This window comes from Flavobacterium sp. (assembly GCF_965262375.1).
Taxonomy (GTDB): Bacteria; Bacteroidota; Bacteroidia; order Flavobacteriales; family Flavobacteriaceae; genus Flavobacterium.
On record NZ_OZ253527.1, the window covers coordinates 1052722 to 1064415 of the forward strand.

The 11694-nt window shown below is 36.3% G+C and carries 10 protein-coding genes; 4 read left to right on the forward strand and 6 right to left on the reverse strand.

Annotation, left to right across the window (positions count from 1 at the left end; translation table 11 throughout):
• Positions 1 to 252 precede the first annotated feature (252 nt).
• Positions 253 to 1422 carry an aminopeptidase C gene (locus ACQY29_RS04910; protein WP_428225872.1) on the reverse strand — a complete coding sequence of 390 codons (1170 nt, stop codon included), beginning with the start codon at positions 1420 to 1422 and terminating at the stop codon, positions 253 to 255.
• A gap of 259 nt (positions 1423 to 1681) precedes the next feature.
• Positions 1682 to 3598, reverse strand: coding sequence for a S9 family peptidase (locus ACQY29_RS04915; RefSeq protein WP_428224131.1), 1917 nt, complete (start codon positions 3596 to 3598; stop codon positions 1682 to 1684).
• A gap of 153 nt (positions 3599 to 3751) precedes the next feature.
• On the opposite strand from ACQY29_RS04915, the gene ACQY29_RS04920 reads away from it, so the two are divergent.
• From ACQY29_RS04920 to ACQY29_RS04930, 3 genes are read left to right on the forward strand one after another with little or no spacing between them, the layout of a single operon-like run.
• Positions 3752 to 4030: a transposase gene (locus ACQY29_RS04920; protein WP_428224132.1), complete on the forward strand. Its 279-nt coding sequence runs from the start codon at positions 3752 to 3754 to the stop codon at positions 4028 to 4030.
• Positions 4027 to 4302, forward strand: coding sequence for an IS3 family transposase (locus ACQY29_RS04925; RefSeq protein WP_428224133.1), 276 nt, complete (start codon positions 4027 to 4029; stop codon positions 4300 to 4302). Before ACQY29_RS04920 ends, ACQY29_RS04925 begins: the two co-directional genes overlap by 4 nt.
• Positions 4303 to 4305: 3 nt before the next feature.
• On the forward strand, positions 4306 to 4869 hold the full coding sequence (locus ACQY29_RS04930; RefSeq protein ID WP_428225873.1) for an IS3 family transposase: 564 nt from the start codon (positions 4306 to 4308) through the stop codon (positions 4867 to 4869).
• 498 nt (positions 4870 to 5367) lie between these two features.
• On the opposite strand, the gene ACQY29_RS04935 is transcribed toward ACQY29_RS04930, so the two are convergent.
• Both ACQY29_RS04935 and ACQY29_RS04940 read right to left on the reverse strand, forming a co-directional pair.
• Entirely contained in the window at positions 5368 to 5535 is a 168-nt protein-coding gene (locus tag ACQY29_RS04935; protein WP_428224134.1) for a hypothetical protein, read from the reverse strand.
• A 57-nt stretch (positions 5536 to 5592) separates the two neighbouring features.
• Entirely contained in the window at positions 5593 to 5814 is a 222-nt protein-coding gene (locus ACQY29_RS04940; RefSeq protein ID WP_428224135.1) for a hypothetical protein, read from the reverse strand.
• Positions 5815 to 5907: 93 nt separating this feature from the next.
• Between ACQY29_RS04940 and ACQY29_RS04945 the strand changes: the two genes are divergently transcribed.
• Positions 5908 to 6270, forward strand: a complete 363-nt coding sequence (locus tag ACQY29_RS04945; RefSeq protein ID WP_428224136.1) for a helix-turn-helix domain-containing protein — start codon at positions 5908 to 5910, stop codon at positions 6268 to 6270.
• Positions 6271 to 6457: 187 nt separating this feature from the next.
• On the opposite strand, the gene ACQY29_RS04950 is transcribed toward ACQY29_RS04945, so the two are convergent.
• On the reverse strand, positions 6458 to 10075 hold the full coding sequence (locus ACQY29_RS04950) for a reprolysin-like metallopeptidase (protein WP_428224137.1): 3618 nt from the start codon (positions 10073 to 10075) through the stop codon (positions 6458 to 6460).
• Between the two features lie 207 nt (positions 10076 to 10282).
• Positions 10283 to 11593, reverse strand: coding sequence for a tyrosine--tRNA ligase (gene tyrS, locus ACQY29_RS04955; protein WP_428224138.1), 1311 nt, complete (start codon positions 11591 to 11593; stop codon positions 10283 to 10285).
• Positions 11594 to 11694: the final 101 nt, after the last annotated feature.

The following is an 11694-nucleotide window of genomic DNA, read 5'->3' on the forward strand; positions in this document are numbered from 1 at the left end:
AAATTCTGAAATTAAACCACTGAATTTCCAAAGGTACGGATAGTGTAGTAGATGTCAAAAAAACTTAAGATTTTAACTAAGGAGGGAAAAGAGGTATAAGTGAATCTATATTTTGAAGGTAACAGCTATTTGTTTTTTGACTTATGGCAGGCGTTAGTTGAATTGTTTTTTAGGATATATTTTGATAAAAAATGCCCCAAAGAGTAGTTAACTTTTGGGGCGTTTTTTTTGAGCTGTTGTTAAAGTTGTGATTTATACTTTCAATTTGCTTGCTATTCCAGCTGGTAAGCCTTTTTTGTGTAACATGATGGCAGTTGCTTTGTATTTTGCAAAAGCTTTAGTCATGTACAAATACCCTTTGTGGTCGTTTGAAGTACCCCAAGAGTTTTTAACGATGTAATATTCTTTTCCGTTTTGGTCTTTTGAAATTCCAACGATGTGCATTCCATGGTCGTCGGTAGTTGTATAGTTGTCAAAAGCTTTTTGGCGCATTTCTTCAGTTACCATTAACTCGTTTTTTGGACCATTGAATAGTTCTGCTTTTTCCTCAGCAGTCATATCCTCCACTTTCTTTTCAGGTACAAATGCTACTCCGTTTTTCCAAGAGAAGCTTTTTTCGCTTACATCACCCGCCCAAGCAACGGTGTATCCATTTTTCAAGGCATGGTCAATGATGTCTGTCATTTCATTCATTTTCACATTGTGTACTTGGTCAAAATTCCAGTTGTCTGGCACCATTAATACAAATTTAGAATAATACGGATAATGTTGTAACGAAGAGATTTCAACATAATCATCGGCATTTACACCTACCACTTCTTTAGCAAAAGATTCAGGGGTATATGTTTTTCCTTCATGTTGGAAAGAACTAGGTGCTTGGCCTAAATACGAATCGATAATTGCCGTATAGGCTTTTTCCCAGTTAGGTGTTAATTCCCCATTAGGGTTAGTAACCACCGCTTTTAAGAACGCTTCTGTTAAAGCACTCATTTCGGCCATTTTGTTTTTGTCGGTACCGTAGTTTAAACCTGTGTATACTGAGCGAGGTACCGCACCATACTTACGATACATATTGATTACATCGTGGAAAGCTCCACCTTCCCCTAAGGCTACCGAACCATGCATGCGTACATAGTTTTTTCCTTTTTCAACATAGGCATTACGAGCAGAGAAAATTTGAGATAATTCTACAGGTTTTTTACCCATGCGAATCATTTCAGATTCTAAAAAAGAATTAGCAGAATAACTCCAGCAAGTTCCTGATGAACCTTGGTTTTTTACGGAAGTACTTTCTACATTGATAACGTCAGTGAATTTGAACGATTCTTTACTTTTTTCACTGGCGTTAATTTTTAAGGAATTAACTAAGTTGTCTTGTGCAAATCCCGAAGCTCCTATTAAAATAGTAGCCACTACTGCCATTGGTTTTGTAATGTTGAACATATAGGTTTGAATTAATAGTAAATTTGACCGTAAAATTAAAAATAGCTTCTGAATAGCCATTACTTTTAACAGGATTTTAAATATTTACTTAGGAATGGCTTAAAAAAATGTCAGGTTTTTGTTGTTAATAAGCTTTTATGCCTACAAGAATTAACACAAGACCTAACAGGTTTTTAAAACCTGTTAGGTCTGGAATAGCATATACAAAAAATCCCAAGCCAAGCTCGGGATTTCTAGTTTATAAAGTCTCTTTTAACCATTTAAAAAATTCTCGCTGCCATACCAACCCATTTTGTGGTTTAAGTACCCAGTGGTTTTCTTCAGGGAAATGTAAGAAACGACTTTTGATACCTTTTAATTGTGCCGCTTGAAACGCTTCTTGACCTTGTCCTAGTGGGACACGATAGTCTTTACCTCCTTGAATAATCAAAATAGGCGTATTCCAATTATTGATTAAGTTGATAGGATTAAATTCGTTATAGGTTTTTTGTGCCAAAGCATTTTCGGTTTCCCAGTAAGCTCCCCCTGAATCCCAGTTGGTAAAGAATACTTCTTCGGTAGTTCCGTACATACTTTTAGTATTGAAAATACCGCAATGTGAAATAAACGTTTTGAAACGATTTTTGTGAATACCCGCTAAATAAAATACTGAATATCCGCCGTAACTAGCTCCCACAGCTCCTAAACGGCTTTTATCTACATAGGCTTCTTTAGTCACATCGTCAATGGCTGCAAGATAATCGTCCATTACTTGACCACCCCAGTCTTTACTGATTTGCTCGTTCCATTTTACCCCGTGACCTGGCATACCACGACGGTTGGGGGCTACTACAATATAGTCTTGTGAAGCTATCGTTTGAAAATTCCAACGGAATGAATAATACTGTGTTAAAGCACTTTGAGGTCCTCCTTGACAGTATAATAAGGTTGGGTATTTTTTAGTGGCGTCAAAATTAGGAGGCAATACCACCCAAACCAACATTTTCTTACCATCGGTAGTGGTTACATATCTTTTTTCAGTCTTACATAAAGCTAGTTTGCTGTACGTATCTGTATTGACATTCGTGATTTGTTTCCAAGCTTTCTTTTTTAAATCGTAGGCGTAAATTTCCGAAGCATGGTTCATATCGTTACGTGCTACGATAACCTGAGTACCTGAAAAACCAACGATTTGGGTGACATCAAAATACCCGTCAGTCAATTGGGTTACTTTTACAGCAATTTTAGTCAAACCTGGAAAGTTGACTTCAAAAAGTTGTTTAGTCCCATCTACAGGCGCAATAAAATATACTTTTTTACCATCCGCACTCCATTTAAAACTATCTACAGTTCCATCCCAAGCAGCTGTCAAATTAATATCTACTCCTTTGTGACGTACTATGATGTCATTTTTATCCGCTTCATACCCATCGCGCTTCATTTGTAACCAAGTCAAATCGCCTTGTGGGGAAAAATCAGGGTGTGTATCGTAACCTGGATTGGTTGGGGTTAAGTTTTTAGTTTCTTTGGTATCGATGTTGTATTCGTACAAATCGGTGTTGGTGCTGGTTGCATACGCGGTACCTGCTTTCTTTTTGCAAACATAAATAATGTGCTTGCTGTCTGGCGACCAAATATAATCTTCATCACCTCCATGTGGTTTTTGTGGACTGTCATACGGTTCGCCTTCCATGATATCGATAGGAGCAGCTAAACGCACATTAGGCGCGGGTACTCCTCCAAAGAAAACGTGGTTGTAGGTTCCATCCCTCCAAGTGTCCCAATGGCGGTAATCCAGCCCGTCATATACTTGAGCATCGGCTTTTTTGAGTTCCGGGTAAAGGTCTTTGGCTAATACATTACTTACTTTTACTTCCTGATGTGACAAAAGAAAACTGCCATCAGGAGAAATGTTTTTATCTTTTACTATATCTTTGATTTCCTTCACTTCGGTTGCTGTGCCTCCAGCAATCGGAATTTGGTAATATTTACTGGTAGATTTGTTGTCTTCCATAACGGGTGTGGCAACTTTGTACACCACATTTTTACCGTCTTTAGAAATGCCCAAGGCTGTTACACGCCCTAATTTCCATAACAATTCTGGTGTCATGACTTCTTGGGCAACTGTAGAATGTATTCCCATAAGTGTTAAACCTATTAATGCTAATTTTTTCATTTTTTGATTTCTGTTGTTTGGAGGCTAAAAATACGATTATTTATTAGATGTTTATAAGTTTATATGTTTATGAGTTTAAAAGGGATTATGCTGTTCCCCAAAACCTGAGCAAAAATATTTTTAAAAATAAGATATAAAGCTTAAGTTAGTATTATGTCAAGAACAAGAAGAACTTTTAGTAAAGAATTTAAAACCAAAGTAGTTTTAGAGGCCTTAAGAGAGCGCACGACCATTGAAGTCTTAGCCAAAAAATATGAATTATTACCTACCCAAATATCCATTTGGAAAGCCGAGGCAGTAAAAAATATGTCTAACGTTTTTGCAAAAGACAAACCTGAAATAGTCAAAAATCCCATATCTACCGAGAAGCTTTATGCAGAAATAGGTCAGTTGAAAATGGAGAACGATTATTTAAAAAAAAAGCTGAGTTGATTGCCAAAGAAGTTCGTATGGACTGGGTTATTAAAGATGATTTTTTAAGTTTATCTAAACGCTGTGAGTTATTGTCATTAAATAGGAATTTATTTTATTATTCACCTAAAGGCGAATCTGTTGAGAATAAAAAAATCAAGGAATTATTGCTGTCTCAATATAAAATAACACCATTTTATGGATATCGAAAAATGACAGTATGGATTAACGAACAAGGTTTCAAAGTCAATAAAAAAAGAGTTAAACGCTTGATGCGAGCTGTAGGCTGGTAAACTATTTATCGTGAGCCACGCACCACTATTGTTAACAAGCAACATAAAAAATACCCTTACTTGCTCAAGGATTTAGAAATTGAAAGGAAAAACCAAGTTTGGGCTACTGACATCACCTATATACCTATGGAAAAAGGGTTTATGTATCTTTCAGCTATTATTGACTTACACACTCGATACGTTGTGGGTTGGGATATTAGTAATACAATGAATGCATCCTGGTGTATTACAGTTCTAGAAAATGCCTTAGCACAACACGGAAAACCAGAAATTTTCAATACTGACCAAGGAAGTCAATATACCAGCGAATTACATACGCAACTATTGATTGATAATAACATCAAAATTTCAATGGATGGAAAAGGAAGAGCATTAGACAATATTTTTATAGAACGATTATGGAGGACGGTAAAATATGAAAATGTATATTTACAGGCATACAAAGATGTAAAAACATTACGTAAAGGATTAGAGGAATATTTTGAGTTTTACAATAACCAGAGATTTCACCAGTCTTTAAAAAATAAAACCCCAAATGAGGTCTATCATTTACAAAACGTGGCATAAAACGAGAATAACTTTTTAGGCTTTTAATGAGCCAAAAGTTATTTCCCGTTTTAGCCCGTAGAACCGAAAAATAAATGTGAAATCTATCTTATTTTTTAGATACCGTTGCTTTAAATTTTGGGTGCAGCTTACCTTGCACCTAATAATAAAATTCAAGCTCTGAATTACTGGTTTTTATGAGGATTATAGTTTTTCAGCAGACCCTAATTAGGGTTAATTTATGTCTTGATAAATTATTGATGTAAGAGTTCATTTATAGTGAATTATGATACAAAAAAATAATGTGAATATTAATGCTGTTTGCATAAATATTCACAGTTAAAATTCAAGTTAATCGATGTGCCTTGCTTACAGAATAATTACACTAACTAATAATTATTCTGTAATCAAATATGTATTGAAAGCAATAATTAATGATGTTTTAGTCAAATATAGTCTGATTCAATTTTTGTCAATACTACAAAATCATAATATTCTAGAATTAATTATCATACAATTTTAATTATCTTTTTTAGTTAAAATGCCATATCCTTTTAATAGAATAAAAATAAAAACAAATAGAGCTAAAGCTGCTGCAATTTTGCCACCTATAGAGCTTTTAACTGACAATACTATTAAAGAAATTCCAATTCCAAATAAAGAGATTTTAATTAAGTTTTTTTTCATTTTAAAGAATGTTTTTTTTTCTCCAATTACTTATTAATAAGTAATTGGAGTTTTTTATTAATCGAAACAACCACTTGATGCACCAACAAGTGCGCCTCCAATAGCAGAAACTGCGCCCCATGTAACTCCTACAGGTCCAAGTGTTAAAGCAACACCATTTCCTGTACCTGCAGCAAAACCAGCAATTGCACCTCCAACTACACCAGTTCCACATTTAGCCCAGTTTACCTTCTTCCCTCCTTCAAATGTTTCCATTTGATTCAATTCTAATTTTTTCACAAAAATAGTAAATTTTTAATTTGTTAAACAATAATTTTAATGGCGCAAAAATATTTTAAGTAATTTTGCTACTTACTATAGAAAACTAAAAAAATGAGTGTAGGCTTTAAAATTAAACAGTTGCGTGAGCGCAGCCACTGGTCACAACCAGAATTGGCAGATAAATTGGGGATAAGTACTGGCGCATTAAGCAATATAGGAAATGATAAAACCCAAAAAATTGATTTCCAGTTAATGGATAAAGTATGTAAAACCCTTGGGGTGGATTTTGGATATTTTATCAAACCTGCAAAAAGTAATGTTGTTGAAACTAATGTTGGAGGGGTGGTAGGTTGTAATAAAGGCACCATTAATAATTTTCCTGAAAATATTTTAGAGCAAATACAGTTGTTAATTCAAGATAACAAGGAAAAAGAACTTAAAATATTGGAGCTGGAAAGTAAATTGAGAGGGTAGTACTCTGTTGAAGAGTTTAGAAGGATGGTGTTTTTTCTAACCACAAAGGCCGCAAAGAAGTCACAATGAACGCTAGGTTAGGGGTGCTTCAACAATCAACAATCGTTAATCCTAAAGCAGCAATCAAAATAAAAAGCTACCTCATAATGAGATAGCTTTTTGGTTGGAGTTGGGTTAATTATCAAAGTTATTCTCTGATAAAACGTTTCGTAACGGTAGTTTCATTATCAGTAACTTCTAAGATGTAGTTACCCGATTTGAAATTAGTTACATTAATCATATTGTTGTTAATTTTTCCTTCAGAAACGGTTTGTCCCATAATGTTGTACACACGGTAGCTAGCTTTGTCAGAAACATTGGCGATGTTTAAGAAATCGCTTGTTGGAACTGGATATACTTGGATGTCTACTTTAGCAATCGCTTGGCTTTCTTTAGCAGTAGATGTAATATTGATGGTGTAATCTTCTACTTGACCATAAGAAAACGCTTCACAAGAAGTAGGTACTCCGTTGTATTTCATAGAAACACGCATTCTAGTAGCTCCTAAAGTTGCTGTTGCTGGAATAGTAAATGTTCCTGAAACTGGTGTAGTTGTGCTAGCAGCAAGTGTCCACACGGTTTCTCCTGCATCTGTAAATACACCATTTTGGTTGTAGTCGATAAATACAGCATATCCTTCGCTATACACTGTTCCTGTCCATGAAGGGGTAACAGTTATTGTTTGAGAAGCTCCTCTAGCAGCCGAAGTTGATTGTGCAGTAAAGTTTTCATAACCAGCTGTTCCTGTTGAGGTATTGTTGATACTTCCGATAACAACTTTTCCAATTTTTTCATCAGCAGTACTATTCCCTTGTGAAGTACAGTAAGTTACTGGTGCAGGACCCGAAGCTGTAATATTGATAGTGTAATCTTCTACTTGTCCATAAGAGAATGCTTCACAAGCCGTTGGTACGCCATTGTATTTCATAGAAACACGCATTCTTGTAGTTCCTAGAGTTGCAGTTGCTGGTATAGTAAAGGTTCCTGTTACCGGTGTAGTAGTAGAAGCTGTTTTTGTCCATACGGTTTCTCCTGCATCAGCAAAATCACCATCTTTATTATAATCGATAAATACGGCATAACCTTCTGCGTAAGTAGTAGCAGTCCATGACGGAGTGATTGTAATAGTTTGTGATGAACTTTGAGCTGCCGAAGTAGACTGTGCGGTGAAGTTTTCATAACCAGCCGTACCAGTAGAAGTATTATTAATAGTACCTACAACTACTTTTCCTATTTTTTCATCTGCGGTACTGTTTCCTTGAGAAGCACAGTAGGTTACGCTTGACGTTAATGTGGTTACACTTACTGAAGTGCTGTTAGCTGATACGTTTCCTGCAGCATCTTTTGCTCTTACAGCGAAAGTATAGGTAGTATTAGCTGTTAAACCGCTCACCGCAAAAGTGGTTGTAGTAGCTGAACCAATTAAGGTAGCTCCTTGATATACATCATAACCTGTAACGCCTACATTGTCTGTAGAGGCTGTCCAAGTTAAGTTGGTGCTTGTTGTAGTTGTGCCTGAAGCTGTTAATCCAGTCGGAACTGTTGGTGCAGTAGTGTCTGCTACTGGCGCTAAAGTGGTTACGCTTACCGCATTACTTGCTGCTGAAACATTTCCTGCGGCATCTTTAGCTTTTACAGTGAAAGAATAGGTAGTTGAAGCTGTTAGACCTGATACAACATACGATGTTGAAGCAGTAGTTCCTAATAAAGTTGCTCCTTGATATACGTCATATCCTGTTACGCCTACATTGTCAGTAGCAGCTGTCCAAGATAAATTTGTTGCGGTTTGAGTTGTACCTGAAGCAGCTAAACTTGTTGGTGCCGTAGGTGCTACCGTATCAGATGAACCAGCAGTTACGGTAATGTTAGCATTGTTTACATCAAAGAAAATATGGTTGGTTCCTTTTACCATGATTCTACCTGTTGAAGTAGAGGTATTAGGAATAGTTACGTTTTCAGTACCGTCATTCGGAGTTGCAGCAACTAAAGTTGTCCAAGAAGCCCCATTATTTGTTGACCATAAAATATCAACATTTGTACAGTTTACACCGTTAGCCGTTGTACCTGCTACATTCCAAGTGATAGCTTGTGAAGAGCCTCCGGCATATGAAGTAGCTGTTCCTTGTGAGGTAATAGCGAATGGTCCAGCAGTTCCGTTTACTGTTACAATCATATCGTCTGAACGATTAGCTGCCCCACCAGCTCTGTTATCACGAACTGTAAAACGGAAATTTAATGTTCTAGCTACTGAAGGTAAAGCCTCTACGGCGATTTCTGTTCCTTGAGTAGTAGTTGCTCCTGTTAAGATAGATGCCATTTGTGGGAAATATCTAGATGGGGATACCGAAGGGTTGTAGGAACGGAAAATAGGTCCAGTAGCTTTAGTAGCACTTGCCGCTGAACTTGCCCCTGTTTGAGTACTTGAAGCATTGTCGTATTGTTCCCAAATATAGGTTAAAGCATCACCATCAGCATCAGTTCCTGAGCCTGTTAATAGAAATGGAGTGCTTTTAGGAATTGTAAAATCTAATCCCGCATTAGCTGTAGGAATTGCATTGCCTGTAGCTGTACTTACAGGACAAGCTTTTGTTTTTACATTATTAGTCACTTGTTGGATGCTCGCTGCGTGGAAGTATGCGTCAGAATTGGGTTGAACATCTTGAGAAGTAATACCAGCGTAGCCCATAATGGTCGAGCCCGAACCAGGTTCCATATTTACACCAGTGCCTTCGTTATTCATGGAGAATGTATGATTTGCTCCAAATTGATGTCCCATTTCGTGAGCTACGAAATCGATATCAAAAGTGTCACCTGTAGGAGTAGTACTTGAAGTAAAAGCACTTCCTTTTGAACCGTTTTCACACACACAACCAATACAACCTGCATTACCGTTGTTGCCCGCTTTAACGAATAAGTGGCCTACATCATAATTTGCTTCGCCAATAACTGAAGTTAAAGTGCTTTGTAATTGACTATTGTAACTTGTAGTATACGGGTCGGTAGAAGCGTTTGTGTAAATAACAGCGTCTGTATTGGCAATCATGACCATGCGAACTGCGAAATCTTTTTCGAAAACCCCATTTACACGTGTCATCGTAGCATTCATAGCGGCTAGCGCTTGCGCCTTTGTTCCTCCGAAATGTGCTGTATATTCGCCCGTTGTTGAAATGGCTAATCTAAACGTTCTCAACGTTGCGTCATCAGCATTTCTCAAATGGGAATTTGAAGCTAATTTAGGTTCAACTTTATCGATAACATTACATTCAAAATGATCTAAATCTTGTTTTTTATCCGCTTTTTTATAGACTGAATAAGTTTTTAAGTCTTTTGAATAAGGCTCAATGAAAGAAGCAGATTTGTCAGGATTCAACGTCATGGCTTTTAAACCAAGTGGCGACACACTGAAATAGGTTGTTGACGTTGGATTATCTATTCCGATACCTACATAAGATTTGATTTGCGGGTATTTAGCTTGTAAAGCTGGATCCATAGTAGAGTTCTCATAAACTCTAAATTTTTCTAATGCCCCCTCAGCATTGGGAAGTGAAATAATTGTTGCCGAAGTAATACGGCTCGTACGACTAGGGGACTTAGCTAATTCTTGTTTGATTAAAGTAATGTTTAAATCATAAAGATTTTTTGCTGGTAGTTGTAGTTTGCTTTCTAGTTGGGTTTTGGAAGTGCTGTTGGTTCGCTTCCATAAGCCATCCTGAGCAAAAATAGTTCCTGTAGCCAATAGGGCTAAGGAGAATAATTTTGTTCTCATTATAGTTTTGTTTGGTTGGTTAATAGATGGCGAATATAAAAGTATTTTTTTACATATAATTCAATTATTTTTAAAAATCGATGAATAACATATTTTTTTTGTATCCTTATTGTGAGAATAATTTAATTTAAGGCATTGCGATTGCTGGGGTTGTAGTATAAAAAAACCACCTCATTTGAGGTGGTTTTTAGTCTGTTACGAATGTCGTTAATCGATTTTTATTACAAAGTAATTCTTTTTGCCTCTTTGCAATAATATAAATTGATTGTTGATTAAGTCTTTGTTTTCAACAGTATATTCTTCTGTAATCTTTTCTCTGTTGATAGCAATAGAGTTTTCGGTTAAAGCGCGTCTTGCTTCACCATTTGATTTTAAGAAGCCTGTTTTAGCATTTAATACCTCCACAATGTTAATACCAGCTTCAATCTCTGTTCTTGCTATTGTAGCTTGGGGAACTCCTTCGAAAATTTCTAAAAACGTTTGTCCGTCTAATCCTTTTAAATCCTCTGAAGTTGAATTTCCAAATAAAATATTTGAAGCAGCTAAAGCTTTATCTAAAGCCTCTTTGCTGTGAACAAAAATTGTTACTTCCTCTGCTAACTTGCGTTGTAATACTCTTAAATGAGGCGCTTGTTTGTGTTCTTCAATCAACGCATCAATCGTTTCTTTGTCTAGGAATGTGAAAATTTTGATGTATTTTTCTGCATCAACATCTGTAGTATTCAACCAAAATTGGTAGAATTTATAAGGCGATGTTTTATCAGCTGTTAACCAAATGTTGCCTCCTTCTGTTTTTCCAAATTTTGAACCATCGGCTTTTGTAATCAAAGGGCAAGTTAAGGCATAAGCTTTTGCGCCCTCAGCTTCGGTGTCCACATTCATACGACGGATGAGTTCAGTACCTGTAGTGATATTTCCCCACTGGTCGCTACCCCCCATTTGAAGCTTACAGCCGTAAGTTTTATGTAAATGGTAAAAATCGTATCCTTGAATTAATTGGTAAGTAAATTCCGTAAAAGACATTCCGTCGCCAGTCTCTCCTGAAAGACGTTTTTTTACTGAATCCTTTGCCATCATATAGTTCACGGTAATACGTTTTCCTACGTTACGAGCAAAATCGATGAACGAAAAAGTTTTCATCCAATCGTAGTTGTTTACTAGCACGGGTGCATTAGCATCGCTAGCGTCAAAATCTAAGAATTTAGAAAGTACTTTTTGAATGCCTTCCACATTTTTGTTTAACGTTACTTCGTCCAATAAGTTTCTTTCATCGCTTTTTCCAGAAGGGTCGCCTATCATTCCTGTAGCGCCACCGACTAAAGCAAATGGTTTGTGTCCAAAATTACGTAAGTGTACTAATAAAATAATAGGTACTAAACTTCCTATGTGTAACGAATCAGAAGTAGGGTCAAAACCAATATATGTTGGAGTGCTTTCTTTTAACAATTGTTCTTCAGTTCCTGGCATCATATCGTGTACCAGTCCACGCCATTGTAATTCAGCAATTATGTTTTTCATTGTATTCAAATTTTTGCAAAGATAGTTGTTACAATTTAGAATTTAGAATTTAGAAATCAGAATTTAGTGAAAGTGAAAAGGAGTGTTTAATAGTGAGGGAG